The sequence below is a fragment of the Amycolatopsis thailandensis genome, from assembly GCF_002234405.1.
GTDB classification, from domain to species: Bacteria; Actinomycetota; Actinomycetes; order Mycobacteriales; family Pseudonocardiaceae; genus Amycolatopsis; species Amycolatopsis thailandensis.
The window spans coordinates 17,747-36,443 of record NZ_NMQT01000023.1 but is presented as its reverse complement, the minus strand read 5'-3'; the positions used below and the strand labels follow the sequence as shown (position 1 = coordinate 36,443).

General features: G+C 68.8%; 17 protein-coding genes and 1 rRNA gene. 11 read left to right on the top strand and 7 right to left on the bottom strand.

The annotated features are described in order from the left end of the window. Positions 1-59: 59 nt before the first annotated feature. Positions 60-176: ribosomal RNA gene (gene rrf / locus CFP71_RS07600) — 5S ribosomal RNA — on the top strand. A gap of 562 nt (positions 177-738) precedes the next feature. Here rrf and cobF read toward each other — a convergent pair. Then, positions 739-1,509: a precorrin-6A synthase (deacetylating) gene (gene cobF / locus CFP71_RS07595; protein ID WP_093933113.1), complete on the bottom strand. Its 771-nt coding sequence runs from the start codon at positions 1,507-1,509 to the stop codon at positions 739-741. A gap of 96 nt (positions 1,510-1,605) precedes the next feature. On the opposite strand from cobF, the gene CFP71_RS07590 reads away from it, so the two are divergent. Genes CFP71_RS07590 through CFP71_RS07585 form a run of 3 tightly spaced genes read left to right on the top strand, consistent with a single transcriptional unit; the run spans position 1,606 to position 4,177 of the window. Then, positions 1,606-1,812, top strand: a complete 207-nt coding sequence (locus CFP71_RS07590; protein ID WP_093933112.1) for a heavy-metal-associated domain-containing protein — start codon at positions 1,606-1,608, stop codon at positions 1,810-1,812. Then, positions 1,809-1,979 (top strand): hypothetical protein, encoded by a 171-nt coding sequence (locus CFP71_RS44070; protein WP_167406032.1) that lies wholly within the window; start codon positions 1,809-1,811, stop codon positions 1,977-1,979. The genes CFP71_RS07590 and CFP71_RS44070 overlap by 4 nt, the downstream gene beginning before the upstream one ends. Positions 1,980-2,020: 41 nt before the next feature. Further along, positions 2,021-4,177 carry a heavy metal translocating P-type ATPase gene (locus CFP71_RS07585; protein ID WP_093933117.1) on the top strand — a complete coding sequence of 719 codons (2,157 nt, stop codon included), beginning with the start codon at positions 2,021-2,023 and terminating at the stop codon, positions 4,175-4,177. Here the strand turns inward: CFP71_RS07585 and CFP71_RS07580 are convergent, their stop codons facing one another. Next, positions 4,178-4,459: a metal-sensitive transcriptional regulator gene (locus CFP71_RS07580; RefSeq protein ID WP_009081418.1), complete on the bottom strand. Its 282-nt coding sequence runs from the start codon at positions 4,457-4,459 to the stop codon at positions 4,178-4,180. Positions 4,460-4,626: 167 nt separating this feature from the next. Between CFP71_RS07580 and CFP71_RS07575 the strand changes: the two genes are divergently transcribed. Beyond that, a complete protein-coding gene (locus CFP71_RS07575; protein ID WP_093933111.1) occupies positions 4,627-4,989 on the top strand; it encodes a YciI family protein in 363 nt (120 codons plus the stop codon). Here the strand turns inward: CFP71_RS07575 and CFP71_RS07570 are convergent. After that, complete coding sequence (locus tag CFP71_RS07570) at positions 4,986-5,654, bottom strand: M protein (RefSeq protein WP_093933110.1); 669 nt, start codon at positions 5,652-5,654, stop codon at positions 4,986-4,988. The genes CFP71_RS07575 and CFP71_RS07570 overlap by 4 nt on opposite strands. 282 nt (positions 5,655-5,936) lie before the next feature. Between CFP71_RS07570 and CFP71_RS07565 the strand changes: the two genes are divergently transcribed. Continuing rightward, on the top strand, positions 5,937-6,545 hold the full coding sequence (locus tag CFP71_RS07565) for a maleylpyruvate isomerase family mycothiol-dependent enzyme (RefSeq protein ID WP_093933116.1): 609 nt from the start codon (positions 5,937-5,939) through the stop codon (positions 6,543-6,545). Here CFP71_RS07565 and CFP71_RS07560 read toward each other — a convergent pair whose 3' ends face one another. The 4 genes from CFP71_RS07560 to CFP71_RS07545 form a co-directional block, all read right to left on the bottom strand. After that, positions 6,546-7,880, bottom strand: coding sequence for a copper resistance CopC/CopD family protein (locus CFP71_RS07560; protein ID WP_093933109.1), 1,335 nt, complete (start codon positions 7,878-7,880; stop codon positions 6,546-6,548). Next, a complete protein-coding gene (locus tag CFP71_RS07555; protein WP_093933108.1) occupies positions 7,877-8,455 on the bottom strand; it encodes a hypothetical protein in 579 nt (192 codons plus the stop codon). The genes CFP71_RS07560 and CFP71_RS07555 overlap by 4 nt, the downstream gene beginning before the upstream one ends. Before the next feature lie 180 nt (positions 8,456-8,635). Next, complete coding sequence (locus CFP71_RS07550; protein WP_093933107.1) at positions 8,636-9,319, bottom strand: winged helix-turn-helix transcriptional regulator; 684 nt, start codon at positions 9,317-9,319, stop codon at positions 8,636-8,638. A 42-nt stretch (positions 9,320-9,361) separates the two neighbouring features. Beyond that, positions 9,362-10,201 carry an AfsR/SARP family transcriptional regulator gene (locus tag CFP71_RS07545; RefSeq protein WP_208635903.1) on the bottom strand — a complete coding sequence of 280 codons (840 nt, stop codon included), beginning with the start codon at positions 10,199-10,201 and terminating at the stop codon, positions 9,362-9,364. 221 nt (positions 10,202-10,422) lie between these two features. On the opposite strand from CFP71_RS07545, the gene CFP71_RS07540 reads away from it, so the two are divergent. The 5 genes from CFP71_RS07540 (at position 10,423) to CFP71_RS07515 (ending at position 18,692) form a co-directional block, all read left to right on the top strand. Then, positions 10,423-12,699: a TOMM precursor leader peptide-binding protein gene (locus CFP71_RS07540; RefSeq protein WP_093933106.1), complete on the top strand. Its 2,277-nt coding sequence runs from the start codon at positions 10,423-10,425 to the stop codon at positions 12,697-12,699. Between the two features lie 42 nt (positions 12,700-12,741). Next, the gene (locus tag CFP71_RS07535; RefSeq protein ID WP_093933105.1) at positions 12,742-14,187 is read left to right on the top strand and encodes a SagB family peptide dehydrogenase; all 1,446 of its coding nucleotides are present in this window, start codon (positions 12,742-12,744) and stop codon (positions 14,185-14,187) included. 521 nt (positions 14,188-14,708) lie between these two features. Next, positions 14,709-15,611, top strand: a complete 903-nt coding sequence (locus CFP71_RS07525) for a helix-turn-helix domain-containing protein (protein ID WP_093933103.1) — start codon at positions 14,709-14,711, stop codon at positions 15,609-15,611. Between the two features lie 163 nt (positions 15,612-15,774). After that, a complete protein-coding gene (locus CFP71_RS07520) occupies positions 15,775-16,731 on the top strand; it encodes a DUF1702 family protein (RefSeq protein WP_279629213.1) in 957 nt (318 codons plus the stop codon). Next, positions 16,728-18,692, top strand: coding sequence for a CRTAC1 family protein (locus tag CFP71_RS07515; protein WP_093933101.1), 1,965 nt, complete (start codon positions 16,728-16,730; stop codon positions 18,690-18,692). The genes CFP71_RS07520 and CFP71_RS07515 overlap by 4 nt, the downstream gene beginning before the upstream one ends. The last annotated feature ends 5 nt before the right edge of the window (positions 18,693-18,697 follow it).

Below are 18,697 nucleotides of genomic sequence, written 5' to 3'. Positions count from 1 at the left end.
TACAGCTCTGAAACACCACACCGATCTGGAAACAGGCAGTGTGTGTTGTTTCGTAGTGTTTCGGTGGTTATAGCGTCAGGGAAACGCCCGGTCCCATTCCGAACCCGGAAGCTAAGCCTGACAGCGCCGATGGTACTGCAACCGAAGGGTTGTGGGAGAGTAGGACACCGCCGGACTAAAATTGAAGAAAAAGAAGAAAGGCCCAGGTCGGTCGAGAACCATGAGTTCTCCCGACCTGGGCCTTTTCTTCATGCCCGCACCCCGCCCCAGCCACACCCCACCCCGTGACTCACGTGCCCGAGCCCGTCACACCCGTGATTGAGCCCGTGACACGCGTGATCAGAGCCGGAACACACGACGACGCCGGCATCCCCGGGGTGCCGTGCCGTCCACCCGAGCACCTGCGCCGTCCGCCTGATCACCTGCGCCGTCCGCCTGATCACGCGAGCCGTCCACTCAAGCACACGAGATCCGCCCCTGAACACACGAATCACGGCCCTAATCACACGAATCACGGCTCCGATCACACGAGTTACGGCTCTGATCACGTGAGTTACGGGTCTGAGCACGCGAGTCGCGGGAGCCTGCGGAGAGGGACGGGGCACGCGCAAGCATCCACCCGGCCGGTGTCTCCAACGTGTAGTCGGTGTCCCCAATGTGGCATTGGGGACACCGACTGCACCTTGGCAGCAGCGACAATCAGACCGGACAGCTGCCGGCGCGCCCGCATCCAGCGGACTAAAGGCGGGGCGGGACGGGGCGCCGCAGGTGGTAGATGTCCATGATCCAGCCCTTCCGCGACCGCGCCGAAGCGCGCACCTCTTGGATCCGCGAAGCGAGATCCGCGGTCAGTGAGCCGGAGAGCAGGAGCTCGTCCGGCGTCCCAAGGTACGCACCCCAGTAGATCTCCAGCCCTGTATCCGCGAACCGCGAGAACGTGCACTGGGCGTCCAGCATCACGAACACGTCGTCGACGTCCGCGGGCCAGCCGGCTTCGAGGCGACGGCCGGTCGTGACGAGCACCGGGCGCCCGATCTGGTTCATCGTGGTCCGGTGCCGTGCCGTCAGCGCGGCCACGCTGCTGACCCCGGGGACGACGTCGTACTCGAACTCGACGTTCCCCCTGGCGAGCACGGCGTCCAGCAAAGTCAGGGTCGAGTCGTAGAGCGCCGGGTCACCCCACACCAGGAACGCGCCCCGCTCGTCGGGGCCCAGCGAAGCGATCATGTTCTCGTAGACGTCGGTGCGGAGCCGGTGCCAGTCCGCGACGGCCTTCCGGTAGTCGTCAGGGGTACGGTCGCGTTCGGGGTCCGGTGCCCGCACGACGCGGTACCCGGGCCGCTCGACGAACCGGTCGAGGATCTCCTGGCGCAACCCGACCAGGTCCTGCTTCTCTGAACCCTTGTCGAGCACGAAGAACACATCGGTCTCGTTCAGCCGCCGGACGGCCTGGACAGTCAGGTGTTCCGGGTCGCCGGCGCCGATGCCGATGGCGGAGATCTTTCGCATTTCCGCAGTGTGCCCGCACCCTCCGTGCACACCCCTACCCCCATGGGGTATAAAGGAAATGATCGCTTCGTTTGTCCTGTAGAGGAGTTCGCACCGATGGCCGAAACCACCTACACCGTCAAGGGCATGTCCTGCGGGCACTGCGCCTCCTCCGTCACCGAGGAGGTCGGCGGTATCGCGGGCGTCAGCGCCGTGAACGTGGACGTCGCCAGCGGCAAGGTAACCGTCACCAGCGACACCGCGCTCGATGTCCAGATCGTGGACGCGGCCGTCACCGAGGCCGGTTACCAGCTCGTCTCGTGAGCACCGCCGTCAAGGTGTCGGCGTTCGCCGCGGCTCTGGTCGCGGTGTTCGTCGTCGCCTGGGCGATCGGGTCCGCCGTCGGGCCGCTCGACCAAACGCCGAGCCCGCCCGCGCCGACCAGCACGCACGAAGGGCATCACGAGGGACACACGGGAGGCACGCCGTGACCGCCGGGACGTCCCAGCGTGTCGAACTGGCCATCGGCGGGATGACCTGCGCCTCCTGTGCCGCGCGGGTCGAACGCAAGCTGAACAAGGTCGACGGCGTCTCCGCCACGGTCAATTACGCCACCGAGAAGGCGCAGGTCGACTTCCCCGCCGCGCTCTCGGTCGACGACCTCGTCGGTGTCGTCGAGTCCGCGGGCTACACGGCCCAGCCGCCGAAACCCGAGGCAAGCGAAGACAGCACGGAAAGTCTCCGGCAGCGGCTCCTGGTCTCCGCCGTGCTCGCCGTGCCGGTGATCGTGCTGGCGATGGTCCCGGCCTGGCAGTTCACCTACTGGCAGTGGGTCTCGCTGGCACTGGCCGCCCCCGTCGTCACCTGGGGCGCGTGGCCGTTCCACCGCCCCGCCTGGACGAACTTCCGCCACGGTGCCGCCACCATGGACACCCTGATCTCGCTCGGCGTCGTCGCCGCCACGCTCTGGTCGCTGTACGCGCTGCTGTTCGGCACCGCCGGAGTCCCCGGCATGCGGCACGGCTTCGCGCTGACCATGGAGCGCGGCTCCGGCGCGGGCAACCTCTACCTTGAGGTCGCGGCGGGAGTGACCACCTTCCTCCTCGCCGGTCGCTACTTCGAGGCCCGGTCCAAGCGCCGCTCCGGCGCCGCCCTGCGCGCGCTGCTCGAACTCGGCGCGAAGGACGTCGCCCTCCTCAGGGACGGTGTCGAGAGCCGCGTCCCGATCGGCGAGCTGAAGGTCGGTGACGAGTTCGTCGTGCGGCCGGGGGAGAGGATGGCCACCGACGGTGTCGTGACCGACGGCGGATCCGCGGTCGACCTGAGCATGCTGACGGGTGAAGCCGTCCCGGTCGAGGTGGCCCCCGGTGACAACGTCGTCGGAGGGACGGTCAACGCCGGCGGCAGGCTCCTCGTCCGCGCCACCCGGATCGGCTCCGGCACCCAGCTCGCGCAGATGGCGCGCCTGGTCGAGGACGCGCAGAACGGCAAGGCGCGCGTCCAGCGGCTCGCCGACCGGGTGTCGGCCGTATTCGTGCCGGTGGTGATCGCGCTCGCGGTCGGCACGCTCGGCTTCTGGCTCGGGGCGGGCAGCGGGGCGGACGCCGCCTTCACCGCCGCCGTCGCGGTCCTGATCATCGCCTGCCCGTGCGCGCTCGGCCTGGCCACGCCGACAGCGCTCCTGGTCGGCACCGGCCGCGGCGCGCAGCTGGGCATCCTCATCAAGGGCCCCGAGGTGCTGGAGTCCACTCGCCAGGCCGACACCGTCGTCCTGGACAAGACCGGCACGGTGACCGCGGGGAAGATGAGCGTCACCGACGTTCAGGGAGAAGAGGCCGAGGTGCTCCGGCTCGCGGCCGCTGTCGAGCACGCCTCCGAGCATCCGATCGCCCGCGCGATCGTCACGGCCGCCGAGGAGCGGGTGGACGAGGTGCCGCCGGTCGGCGGGTTCCGCAACGTCGAGGGCCTGGGGGTGCTCGGCGAGGTCGAGGGCAAGACCGTCCTGGCCGGGCGGTCCGCGTTCCTCGAACAGCACGGCATCACCGTCGGCGACACGTTCTCCCAGGTCAAGACTGCCGCCGAGGATCGTGGCGCGACCGCTGTCGTCGTCGCCTGGGAAGGTGAGACGCGAGGAGTGATCGTCGTCGCGGACACGGTCAAGCCGACGTCGGCCAAGGCTGTCGCCGAGTTGAAGGCGCTCGGGCTCCGGCCGGTACTGCTGACCGGCGACAACGCCGGATCCGCGCGAGCGGTCGCCGCCGAGGTCGGGATCGACGAGGTCGTCGTGGAGGTGCTGCCCGCCGGCAAGGTCGACGTCGTCAAGCGCTTGCAGGCCGAAGGCCGTGTGGTCGCCATGGTCGGGGACGGTGTCAACGACGCGGCCGCGCTCGCCCAGGCCGATCTCGGCCTCTCGATGGGGACCGGAACGGACGCCGCGATCGAGGCCGGTGACCTGACCCTGGTGCGCGGTGACCTGCGCGCCGCCGTCGACGCCATCCGGCTTTCGCGCCGCACGCTCGGCACGATCAAGGGCAACCTGTTCTGGGCGTTCGCCTACAACGTCGCCGCGCTGCCCTTGGCCGCGCTCGGCCTGCTCAACCCCATGATCGCCGGGGCCGCGATGGCGTTCTCGTCGGTCTTCGTCGTCACCAACAGCCTGCGGCTGCGGCGGTTCCGAGGCGTCGCTTGATCAGGAGCGGACCAGCCGGGCGATGGCGTCGGACGCCTCCCGGACCTTGAGGTCGGCCTCTTCACCGCCCGCGGCGGCGGCCTGGACCACGCAGGTGGCGAGGTGCTCGTCCAGCAGTTCGAGCGAGAACGACTGGAGCGCCTTGGTGGCCGCGGACACCTGGGTCAGGATGTCGATGCAGTACTTGTCCTCTTCGACCATCCGCTGCAACCCGCGGATCTGCCCCTCGATCCGGCGCAGGCGCTTGAGGTAGGCCTCCCGCTCGCTGCCGTATCCCGTCATCCCGCACCCGCTCTCTCGTCGTTCCCTGCCGACGTTCACTATACCCTCCCCACGTATCCGCCCCGGGCGGGTGAAATTCGCGGGTGCCAGGATGTCGAGGACGATCCGGCGGCTCCGACTCCTGCGTGAGTGGCCGGGCACCGGCCGGATGACCAGGAGGAACACCGATGAAGTACATGATCATGATCACGATGAACCCCGCCGCCTGGGACGCCCTCCCCGAGAAGGAGCGCGACGAGGTGGTCGCCCGCATCGACCCTTTCATGAAGAAGCTCACCGAGAGCGGCGAACTGCTGGGGACGCAGGCGCTGGGGGAGCCGAAGGAGAGCACGGTGGTCCGGGTGCGTGACGGCGTCCCGGTGGTGACCGACGGCCCGTTCGCGGAGTCGAAGGAGTACCTGGCGGGCTTCTACCTGGTGGAATGCGACAGCAAGGAGCGCGCGATCGAGATCGCGGGCCAGGTCCCGGACGCGCACATCAACGCGATGGAGATCCGCCCGGTGGTCTTCTCCTCTGGAGATGGCGCCTAGGTGGCGGCCGCTTCGGTGCCGGTGCGGGCTTCGGGCCTGCTCCGGCGCTGAACGGGCACTTCCGGTTTCGGATCCGCGGTGATCGCCAGGACGGTCCCGGCCTCCGCGAGCAGTTCGCGGGCCCCGACCAGCTGTTTCAGCACGTCATCGCGCAGGCCGAGGGCCACGTCGGCCTTCTGTCGCGCCTCGGCGACCAGGCGCTCGCCCTTTTCGGCGGCGTCGTCGAGCAGCTTTCGTGCCTTCGCCTGCGAGGCTTCGTCCCGCGCGGCGAGGGCGCGCATCGCCTCCGCCCGGCGCAGCGTCATCGCGCGCTCGAAGTCCTCGGCGACCCGCTTCCGTTCCGCCTCGGCCTCGGCGGCCTCCGCGGCGGCGCGCGCTTTGATGTCGGCGGCTTCTTCGCGGGTGAGTTCGAGCATCCGGCGCGACCGCTCCTGAAGCGCGTCCGGGGCGATCGGCACGCGGCTGATCCGGTCGACGCTGTTCTTCAGTTCGCGGTTTTCCTCCTGCGCCGCGGTGAGCCTGGCGGCGAGTGCCTCCCCGCGCCGGATCGCTTCGTCGCGTTCGGCGGCGACTCGTCGTAGCTCGGTTTCCACCTCGCGAACGAATTCCCGGACCTGGGCGCGGTTGAAGCCACGCCACGCCAGATCGAAGCCGGGCATCTCCATTGGTCACCTCCACAGTGCGCGATTTTTCTTGCCACACGGGGCTTTCCCTGCCCAGTGTGCCTGAAGCCGCGAGGACACGCGTCACGGGTGGGTGATCTTTGCGCCGAACGGTCGGGCGCAAAGCGGAAGAAGGAGCATCCTCCAACCGGTGGGAGAATGGACGATCATCGTTTCACCCTTACGGGAGGTGGCCGCGTGACGAGCAGCCGAATTCGGGTCCCTGGCTGGAATACGGCGACCGCGGCCGAAGGATATCGGCAGGTCAGAGAGAACATCGTGATCTTGATCGCCGACCACGCCGGCGCGGTGGACCGGGTCGTCCCGGCTTGTCCACAGTGGACCGTCCGGGACCTGCTCGCGCATCTGACCGAAATCTGCGACCGGGTCATCACCCGGTTCGGCGGTGAGGCCTGCCCGATTCCTGAGACGGCGTCGGCCGCCGAGGTGCTGCGGCTGTGGACCGAACGCGGACCTGAGGCCGACGCGCTGCTCGCCGCCGACGGCGACGGCAAGAGCCGCGGCGACATCATGGTGATGGACGCCTTCACCCACGAACTCGATCTCCGGTACGCGCTCGGCGTCCCGCCGCCCGAAGCGCACGCCGCCTGGCTGCGGAGTTTCGAAGTGCTCGTCGGCGGCCTCGGCACCTCGCTGGGCAAGCACGGCCTGCCCGGGATGCGGATCGAGATCGAGGGCGCGACCTGGGTCGCCGGCACCGAACCGGTCGCCGCGGTGCTCTCGGGCGCGCCGGTGGACGTCTACCGGTCGCTCGCCGGGCGCCGGAGCCCGGCCCAGATCGCCGCCATGGACTGGCTGGGCGATCCCGAGCCGTGGCTCCGGGCCTTCACCTGGGGGGTGTTCGCCCCGCCGGAAGAGGCGGTCGAACGCTGATCAGCCGGTCGGGGACATCGAGGACAGCGCCGCGGCCAGCGCCAGCACCACGGCCACGATCAGCACCTCGACCCCGACGCTGACCCGGAGTTTCCGCAGGTCGGCGGTCACGACGCCGGTGCCGCCGCGGCCGGAGATCCCGCGGCGCACCGCGTTGCGGCTCATGTTCGCCACCAGCAGCAACGCGGCGAACCCGGTCAGCTTCAGCAGGAAGACGATGCCGTAGGCCGACGTCCACAGCGCCTCCACCGACGGCACGAGCCGGAAGCCGAGGTAGGCGCCGCTGACCACCATGACGACGATCGACCAGGTGGCGATCGGGTGGAACCGCGCCAGCGCCGGTTCGGCCTCGGCCGCCGAGTACTTGCCGCGCAGGAGTACGGCCAGCTGGATCAGCCCGCCCACCCAGACGGCCATCGCGCCGAAGTGCGCGAGGTCGGCGGTGACCGAGAGGAACATGATCTTGTCGGCCACCGCGTGCCCGGTCGCGGAGAAGCTCAGCATCACGATGAACCCGGCCGCGATGCCGAGGTTCTCGTACCGCGACCGCAGCCGGTCCGGCAGCGCGTCCGCCAGCAGCCGCCGGACGAACACGGCGAGCGCGACGATCGCGGCCAGACGCAGGAGCAGGAGCTTCCCGTACGCCACCCGCAGGGTCGCTTCGATCAGCGCCGGGTCGAAGACCGAGCCCGCGCCGCGGCCCGCGACGTACGGGCCTTGCAGCAGGAACCCGGCCACGGCCGTGACCCCGGAGAGCCACAGGCCCGCGGTGAGCAGCTTCCGCGCCGCCGGATCGGCCCGCCCGCCCGGGCGGCAGACCAGCAGGAACACCAGTCCGCCGAGCAGTGCGACGCCGAGGAACGAGCCCCAGCGGAAGGTGGTGAACAACGCGTCGGTCACCGGATCGGTGCCGGTGGAGGCGGACACCGCGCCCGCCGAGGTGATCAGGGGGCCGGTGCCGATCACGAAGGCGAGCGTGCCGCGCACCGGATGCGAGTCGGCCGAGACGAAGGCGTACTCGACGAGGTAGCTGCCGTCGGGGAGATCGGGTTCGAGTTTGACGGCGACCTGTTCGGCGATGTCACCGGGCTGGAACACCGGGCCGGAGACGACGTCGGTCCCCTGCTGGTCGACGACCTTGATCGAGTTCGGCTGGATGCCGATGTTCTCCGACAGGGTGATCGAGACCAGCGGCGGCGCCGAGGTGAGCCGGGCGCCGTCGGCAGGGTTCGAGTTGAGGAGTTCGACGTGGGCCGAGGCCGGGGCCGCGGCGAGTACCGCGACCCCCAGCCAGGCCGCCACCAGGGCGAGGAGGGCGAAGAGCCTCCGGGTCACGATGCCGCGGTGGCCAGCTCACGCCGGCTTTCGGGCGAACACGTGCAGCCGGTCAGTTCCCGCTCGGCGGCGGAGGCCTTCCGGTGCACGATCATCGCGATGATCATCGGGATCGTGACGATCGTGTTGTAGAACAGGTGCAGCTCGACGCGCGGGATGAACAGCTGGATGATGCTGCTCGGCGCGGTGCCGCCGCCGAGCCGCCAGCCGCTCTGCGCCTGGATCAGCAGGAGAAGATGCTCGATGTGGTGCCAGAACTGCAGGCCCAGCGCCAGGTTCCACCACTGCCGCGAGCGGCCGGCGAAGCCCTTGCGCAGGGCGAACAGGAAGACCAGCATGACGATGGCGTAGCCGTAGTGCAGCCATTCGGAGCTGATCAGCTTGGGGAACGGGATGCCCAGCACGCCGCGGGCGTCCGCGGTCTTCCAGCCGAGGGCGTAGATCTGGAACGCCTGCACGAGGTGTTCCGCCCAGTGCGCCAGCACGACGAGCGCGAAAATGTTGAGCGCCGCGCGATGGTATTTCCCGTTGAGCGAGGCGAGCAGGCCGGGACGGTGGGGATCGAGTGCGGCCATGAAAGGGCTCCTTGGAGGAAAAGACCGGCCGGTGACGGACATCGACGATATCTCGCTCGCCGCCGGTTTTCGTTACTCCGGATTGCTGAGCTGATCTGCGAAATTACGCCATTCGGAGTGCTTGTACTACGAATGGACTGGGTAAAAACACCGCCGGTCACGAAAAGCGGGGCCGGTCGGTCAGTGGATGACGATTCCGGACGACACCTGGGGCGTGGCGGGGATGTGGAAGAGTTCGGTGAACAGCGCCAGGTATTCGAAGGCGCCTTCGACGCGGACCTTGCCGGTCCGCAGGGCGTCCTCGGCGGTGAGTTCCCCGTTCAGCAGTTCCTTGATGAACGGGCCCAGCGGTTCGATGATCGCGTCGGCACCGGGATGCGCGCCGTCGGCGACCTTGAGCGCGCCGTCCTCGATGATCGCGTGCAGGACCATCCCGCCCGGGTAGTGCAGCTCGTAGGTGGCCTGGATCCCCTTGGCCTTCTCGCTGCGGAAAGTCGTGTACAGCGAGAGGATCGCCGCGTCCAGGGTGAAGACGTCCTCGGGGGCGGGCAGTCCCAGCGACCGCGCGCCCCAGAGACCGAGGTCCAGCACGATCTGGTCGAGCTCGCCGCCGTACTCGGTGAGTTCGTAGACGACCGCGGCGTCGAGCTGGGGGAGCACACGGCGGCGGAGCACACCGGACTGCTCGAGTTCGTTGAGCCGAGCGGACAGCGTGCTCGCCGGGATCTTGGGCAGTCCGGCCTGGAGTTCGGTGAACCGCTTCGGGCCGAGGACGAGGTCACGGACGATCAGCAGCGACCAGCGTTCGCCGATGATCTCCAGCGCCCGGGCCAGACCGCAGAACTGTCCATAGGTACGACTCATCCGCCGATCCTCACTTTCGTTTCCCGTGACAGCAGTGGTTTTTCACGCGGGTTCGCCCTCGGAAAGCAGGTCGTGGTGCAGGACCTGCAGTTCGTCGCAGGGTTCGACGCCCAGTTCATTGTTGAGCCTCGACCGCACCTGGCGGTAGGTCGCGAGCGCGTCGGATCGGCGGCCGCTGCGGCCGAGGACGCGGATCAGCTGGCCGTGCAGGGCCTCGTCCAGCGGGTTCGCGGTGACCAGTGACCGCAGTTCGCCGATCAGCTCGTGCCGCATCCCGGCCGCGATGTCGGCCTCGATCCGCAGATGCAGGGTGCTGCGCCGCTGTTCGACGAGGTCGACCGCGTACGCCGACAGCACCTGTCCACAGTGGACGTTCGCCAGCGGCGGCCCGGACCACAGGTCGAGCGCGGCCCTGAAGGACTTCGCCGCCTCGGCGTGCTCGCCCCGCAGTTGCAGCTCCCGGCCCGTCTTCTGGAGCGCCTGGAACTCGAAGACGTCCACCTGCTCCGGCTCGATCCGGAACACGTACCCCGGCGGCTTCGTCGCCAGCATGGTCTCGCCGTACGGGGCGAGGTCGTTCTCGTCGATGCACCGGCGCAGCTGATAGACGTAGGTGTGCATCGTGGTGCGGACGCTGCGTGGCGGGTGGTTTGCCCACAGTTCCTGGACGATCGTGTCGATGTGCACGATCTTTCCGGGGCTCATCACCAGCATGGCGAGCACCTGAAGCAGCTTCGGCGTCGTCGGCGCGTAGTCGATCCCGTCCCGCACGAGTTCGAGCGGGCCGAGCAGGGTGAAACGGAGGGGACTCGCGGGCGGGGCCGGAATCGGGTCGGGTGCCGAGCCGTGCCGCGTGTCCGCTACTCGTGATCCGGGGTACATCGCAAGCGCCCTCCAGCTCGATACGCGTAGTGTCCTTTTTCCAGTGCTTCGACAGTGACAGAGCGCCCGGTCACCCGGCCAGTGAGCCGTCCACCAGGTCCCGCGTGCGTGCGTCCCGGAAAATCATGGGTTTTTCATGTCCGAGGTGTGAATCGCGCACTGGCCGGTACCCGCCCCCGCGCAGCAGGATTCTGGGATCGCACCGACCTACGGGGGTTCCCATGCGCGAGGCAGTGTCGAACGGGTCCGGCTCGATCAGCGGCGGTCTGGGATTCAAACGGCATCTGCGCGCGGAGATCAGTGAGGGCAACGGCGCCTACCTGTTCTCCGAACAGGGCGTCATCGCGATGCGAGGCGCGCAGGTCGCGTCGGTCGCGGCCCTGCTCGACGGCACCCGTGACCTCGACGGTCTCCTGTCCGCCTGCCCCGAGGGGATGAGCGCCGAACAGGTCACCGGTGTCCTGGCGAGGCTGGTCGAAGCGGGGTTGGTCACCGTCCGCGTCCCGGACGAGCTCAGCGGGGACGAACGCGCGCTCGCGTACTGGGACGCGTGCGGGCTCGACGCGTCCGCGGTGGCCTGCCGCCAGAAACCGGCGACGGCGAGCCTGACCGCGATCGGCCGCGGGGTGGACACCTCGCAGGTGGAGAACGCGCTCGTCGCGAGCGGCATCGAAGTGGTCGAGACGGCGTCGGAACTGGCCATCGTGCTGTGCGACGACTACCTCGACCCGAGGCTGGCCGAGATCGACGCCGAGCACCGGCGCACCGGGCGGCCGTGGCTGCTGGCCAGGCCGTCGGGTTCGCAGGTGTGGATCGGCCCGATCATGCAGCCCGGCCGGTCCGGCTGCTGGCACTGCCTGACCAACCGGCTGTGGGGGCACCGGCACGCGGAGGCGTGCGTGCAGGAGGTCCTCGGGCACGACGGCCCGGCCGCGTTCCCGATCCCCGCCGTGCCGCCGCTGACCGCGGCCGCGTCGCACCTGATCTCCCTCGAAGCGTCCAAATGGCTGGCGGGACACCGCTATCCGGGGCAGCAGGCCGTGTGGATCCTGGACACCCTCGACCTCCAAGGGCGGCTGCACGAACTGCGGCGGCGCCCGCAGTGCGCGGAATGCGGTGACGAAGGGATCGTCGCCGCGCGGACGGCCGAGCCGGTCGTGCTGCGGGAGGCCAAGAAGGCGACGTCGGGCGGAGGCGGGCACCGGACGCTCACCCCGGTCGAGGTGCTCGACCGCTACGGCCACCTGGTCAGCCCGGTCACCGGCATCGTCAAGGAGATCGCCCGCGACCCGAGGGCGCCGGCGTTCGTGAACGCGTACCGCTCGGGGCTGAACGTCGCGCGCCGCGTGCGCGGCGAGGCCGGGCTCCAGGCGGGGCTGCGCGGGGACAACGGCGGCAAGGGCGCGAGCCCGCTCGACGCCGAGGTCGGCGCGCTGTGCGAGGCGATCGAACGGTTCTCGGCCAACTACCAGGGCGACGAACTGCGGATCCGCGGCACCTTCCGCGCGCTCGGCGAGGACGCGGTCCACCCGAACTCGTGCATGCTCTTCGACGAGCGCCAGTACGACGGCCGGGACGAATGGAACGCCAGGCACGCGAACTTCCAGCACGTCCCCGACCGGTTCGACGACGAGGCCGAAGTCGACTGGACGCCGCTGTGGTCGCTGTCGCAGCAGCGCCGGAAGCTGATGCCGACGGCGTACCTCTACTACGGGGTGCCGCCGGAGTGCGGGATCAAGGGCATGCGCGCGGACTCCAACGGTTGCGCGGCCGGAAGCAGCATCGAGGACGCCGTCCTGCAAGGGCTGCTCGAACTCGTCGAACGCGACGCCGTCGCGATGTGGTGGTACAACCGGCTTCCCGTGCCCGGCGTCGACATCGCTTCGTTCGACGACCCGTGGGCCGAGGAGATGGTCGGCCAGTACGCGCGAGCCGGCCGGGAGCTGTGGGTCCTCGACCTGACCGCGGATCTCGGTGTCCCGGTCATGGTCGCGCTGTCCAGGAGTATCGCCGGGCCGCGCGAGAACGTCATGATGGGTTTCGGCGCCCACCTGGACCCCAGGACGGCGCTGCGGAGGGCGGTCAGCGAGCTCAACCAGATGATCCCGGCGGTGCTCGCGAACGACGTCGAACTCGACGATCCCGACGCGGCGCAGTGGCTCCGGCACGCCACGGTCGCGAACCAGCCGTATCTGCTGCCGGCGCCCGGACGCTCGGCGAAACGGGCCGCGGACTTCAAGTTCGTCCGGCGGCCCGACGTACGGGACGACGTGGAGTGCTTGGTACGCAAGCTTTCCGCGTTGGGAATGGAGACGCTCGTGCTGGATCAGACCAGGCCCGACATCGATCTTCCGGTGGTCAGGGTGGTCGTTCCGGGGCTGCGTCCGTTCTGGAGCCGCTTCGCCCCGGGGCGGCTGTTCGACGTGCCGGTGCGCCTGGGCAGGCTCGCCGAACCGACTCCGTACGACCGGCTGAACCCCTTCCCCATGTTCTTGTAGATCCGGCTGGAGCACCCCTTGACGACTGATCCCCCCGGCGGTGTGGCCGAGATGATCCCCTTGTGGTCGCTCACCGACGACAGTCTTGTCGAAATCGGTGAGGACGGCTCACTGGTGGTCGTCACGCGCTGGGGGGAGTACGACTTCGATCGTGCGGAGCCGTTGGTCCGGGAGTCGTTGCGGCGGATGGCTTTGGGGCCGATCTCGCTGGCGAACGTGACGTCGTCGTGGGAGCCGGTCGAGCGCGAGCCCGATCTCGAAGGCGAGCTGAGCTGGACGGCCGAGGGGGCCGACGCGCTGCGGCGGGCGCTCAAGGAACTCGGCGGTTCCGTGGTGCACTCGCTCGGTCTCGCCGACGGCAGGGGACCTTTGCTGTCGGCGATCCCGGTGGCGCTCGCCCCGGTGTTCGTCCCGGTGGAGATCCCGCCTGCCCGCCCGATTCGGTTGTCCCGCTTCAGTTCCCTGCGTTCCGACGCCTACGGGATGGGGCTGGAGTCGCCGTCCGCGCGCTACCGTGTCGTGCTGTACCAACCGTGGGCCGTGCACGTCGCGGCGACGCTGGCGACGGCCAAGTCGGTCGGGGAGATCGTGACCACCACGGGAATCGGACCCGGCGTGGTCGGCGCGATCGTGTCCTATCTCGTCGCCGCGGGCGTCGTCCAGGTCGCCGGGGAGCACGGCCGGTTCGCCGAGGACGACGACCCCGAACTGAGCCTGTGGTCCCCGGACGAACTGCTGTTCCACACCACGAGCCGCACCTGGCGGCCGGGTGGGCCCGCCGACCTGCCGGGGATCGGGAAACCGCCGGTGGTCAAGGCTTCCACCGGCGGGGGACCGGTCTACGCGCTCTACCGGCCGGACCTGGCCGACCGCGCGGCGACCGATCCGACGCTGACGACCTTGCTGGAGAAGGACCACCTCTGCCCCGAGTTCACCGAGGGCGTGCTGTCCGCCGAGCAGATCGGCGAGTTCCTCTTCCGCGGCGCGCGGATCCGGTCGATCGGGCCCGCGTATCTCCCGAACGGTCCCGCGCACAGCGCGTCGCAGCGGCCGTATTTCAGCGTGGCCTGCCTGTACGAGCTGGAGCTGTACGTCTCGGTGAACCGCTGTTCGGGGCTGGAACGCGGGATCTACCACTACGATCCGCTCGAACACCGGCTCAGCCTGGTCAACGACGACGAGTCCGATCTGGACGCGATGCTCGACATGGCGATGATCGGCGGCGGGAATCACCGGCGGCCGTCGGCGCTGATCACGGTGACCACGCGGATGCCGCGCATGGCGTCGGTGCTCGGTGGCGGAGCGTACGCCACGACACTGGCGCACGTCGGCGCTTTGCAGCAGACGCTCTACCTCGTCGCTCGCGCGATGGGGCTGGCCGCGCACGCCGTCCCGGTCGACGCCGGTGACCGCGTGGACCGCGCGCTGAAGCTCGAATGGCCTGCCGAGGTCGGCGTCGGGGAATGCGTGCTGGACCTGCCCGCGTGACCGAAGACGGATCTCTCGTGCTTGCAGGCGGAACTCGCGTGCTTGAAGGCGGATCTCACGAGTTCCGTCTCTGATCACGCGAGTTCCGCCCTCAAGCACGCGAGTTCGGGGTTCGGTCACCCGGTCGCGCTCGGTGTGTTCGGCCTCTCGGCGGGTGGGCGTGTTGCGAAAGCCACTTTCGCAACGTTGAAGGTTGCGAAAGTGGCTTTCGCAACGTTGGCCGCGGTGTCGAGTGAAGGTGGCGAAGAGGCCTTCACGGACTCTCGCGGTCTGGACGCTGGGGGTGTCCGCGTGATCGAACACCGCTCTCGCGTGTTCGAAGACCGATCTCGCGTGATCGAAGGCGGAACTCACGAGAACGGTTTCTCCGTTCGTGCCACCGGTTCGACCGTTTGCCGATCGCGCAGAACCGGATAACCCCTGGGCAGGCCCCATCTCGATCGCGTGTCGAGTGCTCCGAAATCGATGACGCGTTTGCTGGCGTACAGAGGAAAAGCGACAGCGAATCCGAGGTTGGTCTGATGCAGCTACGAACAGTCGCCACGGCGGCGAACGAGAAAGGCCTCATCGAATCCGGTCGGCTCCCCGAGCCGGCGTCCCCCCTGCAACCCGCGGTCCTACAGGCCATCTCATCGATGCACGCGAGGTACTTCGACCCGATCACCTTGGGCGACCTGGCGTCGGAGGTCTTCGTCAGCCCGTTCCACTTCTCGCGGATCTTCACCAAGGCGACCGGCGTGACCCCCGGCCGGTATCTCACCGCGATCCGGCTCTTCGAAGCGAAACGACTGCTGCTGACGACGTCGCTGACGGTGTCGGACATCGTGTGCAGCGTCGGCTACAGCAGTGTCGGCACGTTCACCAGCCGCTTCACCCGCGCCGTCGGGATGACCCCGACCCAGTACCGCGACCCCGAGGTCGGCGAACTGCTCGTCGCGCTGGCCCCGCACTTCCAGCGGCTGCCGACGCTGGAAGCCCTGCACAGCGCCGGAATGGGTTGCGCGACGATGCGCAGCGGCACCGGCACGATCAGCGTCCGGGTCGAGACCCCGCGCGGGGCGGGCCCGGCGAGTGTCCTCATCGGACTGTTCGCCGAGTCGATCCCGCAGTGCGGCCCGGTCGCGTTCGGCGGCAGGGCGAACGTCCTTTCGGCCGACATCGAGATCCAGAACGTCCCCGAGGGCCGGTGGACCGTCATCGCGGTCGCCGAGCACGCCGCCGGGACCGCGGCCTCCTCCTTCTCCGTGGGCACCCTGCCCGGCCGTGTCGACATCACCAGGTACGGCCGGGTCCATCTGCGGATGCCGATGCGCACGCCGCGGCCGACCGACGCGCCGATGGCGATCACCCTCGCCGGCGGCCCGACCTCCACCGGCAACCGGACGACCATGCCCGCTCCCGACTATCTCCGTGCGGTGGCCTGACCAAAGGTTATTCCCGCGTTCTCCCGATCTCGCAAACCGGGAGAACCGCGGGCGCAACCGTGGAGTAGCTGCCCCATCGTCACGCATGTGAGCCTTTAACCAGTCCGCAGAATTCGAATCCACCCGTTAGGGGGAGAGTGCGTTGGGCAATGGTTGGCGCACGATCAGGCGTCGCATGATCACTCCGGATGTCTCCGAGACGTCGCTGGACAAGCGCGGTTTCCACAAGAAGAGCCCAGCCGCTCAAGAATTGCTGGAGACCGTCGGCGAGAAATTCCTGCTCGGCTACGCTCACGCGGTCGAAGCGCGTTCCGTCGATCAGGCGGAAGAATGGCTGGAACGTATTCCGGTGAAATACCGCGGCTTCGCCTACGAAGGCGCCGGAATGGGTTACGGAATGCTCGACGGCCTGCCTGGTGGGGGCCGTGGGCACATCGCGGACTTTCTCGCCGGTCCCGGTGAGAAGCACGACTACATCATCTACGTCGGCGTCGGCTGGGCGATGGCGCGGCTGCCGCGCTTCCGCTGGCCGTCCGCTGAGGACTTCGACCCGTTGCTGCGCTGGCTGGTGCTCGACGGGTACGGGTTCCACCAGGCGTACTTCAAGACGGCGAAGTACGTCGACGGCCAGTTCCAGGACCCGGACTTCAACTGGCCGCCCGGGAACAACGGGTACTCGCTGCGCGCGATCGACCAGGGCATCGGCCGGGCACTGTGGTTCATCTGCGGCACCGACGTCGATCTCGTCGCCGACACGGTCGCGCGTTTCCCCGAGCACCGCCACGGTGACCTCTACGCCGGGATCGGGCTCGCCTCGACCTACGCGTGCGGTGTCACCTCCGACGAACTGCTGAAGCTGGCCGAGTTCGCCGGTGAACACCGGGGAAATCTGGCCCAGGGCAGTGCTTTCGCCGCCGAAGCCCGCGTTCGCGCCGGGCTGCTGATCCCCGAGACGGAGGTCGCCACGCAGGCGATCTGCGGGCTGCCGGCCGAGCGCGCCGCGGCCATCACGCAGGAGGTCCGACCGGCCGTGGTGGTCGACGGCGAACTCCCGCATTTCGAAACCTGGCGACAGCGCATCGCCACCGAGGTACTCACTTCTGGAGGTGCAGGTAAATGACCGCGACCTTGGGCTGGCTCCGCAAGCAGCTTGCGGGCATCGTGGCGCTGTTGCTGATGGCGGGACTGTTCGTGGTGGCGCAGCTGCCCACGGTCTCGACCGCCGAGGCGGACACCATGGCCTCGAAGTACGCGTTCGAACCCCTGACGATCGCCTTGCCGGAAGCGGCGAAGAGCCAGTCGATCCGCACGGTGAACAAGGAGTACGAGCACATCCGTGCCTGGATCTCCTCGGTGGGCGCCGCGATCGCGGTCAACGACCTCGACGGCGACAAGCTCGCGAACGACCTGTGCTTCGTGGACCCGCGCAGCGACCAGGTGGTCGTCACCCCGACGCCGGGCAAGGGCGGCGACCGGTACAAGCCGTTCGCGCTCGACGCGGCACCGCTGCCGATGGGCAAGTACATCGCGCCCATGGGCTGCGTGCCGGGCGACTTCAACGAGGACGGCCGGGTCGACCTGCTGGCCTACTACTGGGGCCGCACCCCGATCCTGTTCCTCGCCAAGCCGGGCGCGGCCAAGCTGGAGCCGTCGGCCTACGAGCCGGTGGAACTGGTGTCGGGCAACAACTCCAAGAACGGCGAGTACGCCGGTCCACTGTGGAACACCAACGCCGCGACGGTCGGTGACTTCGACGGCGACGGTCACCAGGACATCTTCATCGGCAACTACTTCCCCGACAGCGCGGTGCTCGACGACCGGGTCGAGGGCGGGGTCGAGATGAACAAATCGATGTCGCACGCCGACAACGCCGGTGGCAAGTACATCTTCCGGTTCACCGGTGCCACCCAGGGTGCCAAACCGACGGCCACGTTCGTCTGCGACGACCAGGCCATTCCGGCCGACGCCCGCGGCGGCTGGTCGCTGGCGGCGAGCGCCACCGACGTCGACGGCGACAACCTGCCGGAGCTCTACATCGGCAACGACTTCGGGCACGACCGCCTGCTGTACAACAAGTCCCGCCCCGGCAAGGTCGAGTTCGCCGAAGTTAAGGGCGTCCGCGGACCGAACGAGCCGAAGTCGAAGGTGCTCGGCAACGACTCCTTCAAGGGCATGGGCGTCGACTTCGCCGACCTCGACCACGACGGTCTCTACGACCTGTACGTCAGCAACATCACGACGTCCTGGGGTATCGAGGAAAGCCACTTCCAGTTCATGAACACCGCCAAGGACACCGCGGACCTGCGCGGCCGGCTCCAGGGCGGCGAGGCGCCGTGGGTGGACCGCAGCGCACAGGCCGGCACCGCGTGGTCCGGCTGGGGCTGGGACGTCAAGATCGCCGACTACAACAACAGCGGCGAATCGGTGATCACCCAGGCGACCGGCTTCGTCAAGGGCGACGTCAACCGCTGGCCGCAGCTGCAGGAACTGGCGACGTCGAACGACGAACTGCTGAAGCACCCCACCTTCTGGCCGAACATGCGGGCCGGTGACGACGTCGGTGGCGACCACACCCTGCACTTCTGGGCCAAGAGCGCCGACGGCCGCTACACCGACCTGGCCCCGCGCCTCGGTCTCGCTGTCCCGGTGCCCACCCGCGGCATCGCCACCGGTGACGCCGACGGTGACGGCAAGCTCGACTTCGCCGTGGCCCGCCAGTGGGAGCAGCCGATCTTCTACCACAACGTCAGCCCCGACTCCGGTTCGTACCTGAACCTGAAGCTGGTGCACGACAAGGCGACGTCCGACGGTCCGCTCAAGGCCGCGGGTACCGCCGCGATCGGCGCCCAGGTCACCGTCGTCACCCCCGACGGCAAGAAGTACATGGACCGCGTCGACGGCGGCAGCGGGCACTCCGGCAAGCGCAGCCACGAGATCCAGATCGGGCTCGGCAAGGTCACCGGGCCGGTGAAGGTGTGCCTCCAGTGGCGCGACCTGACCGGGCAGATCCGCACGCAGGAAGTCCAGCTGACCCCGGGCAACCACACGTTCCAGCTCGGCGCTCAGGCTAAGGAGAAGTGACCGTC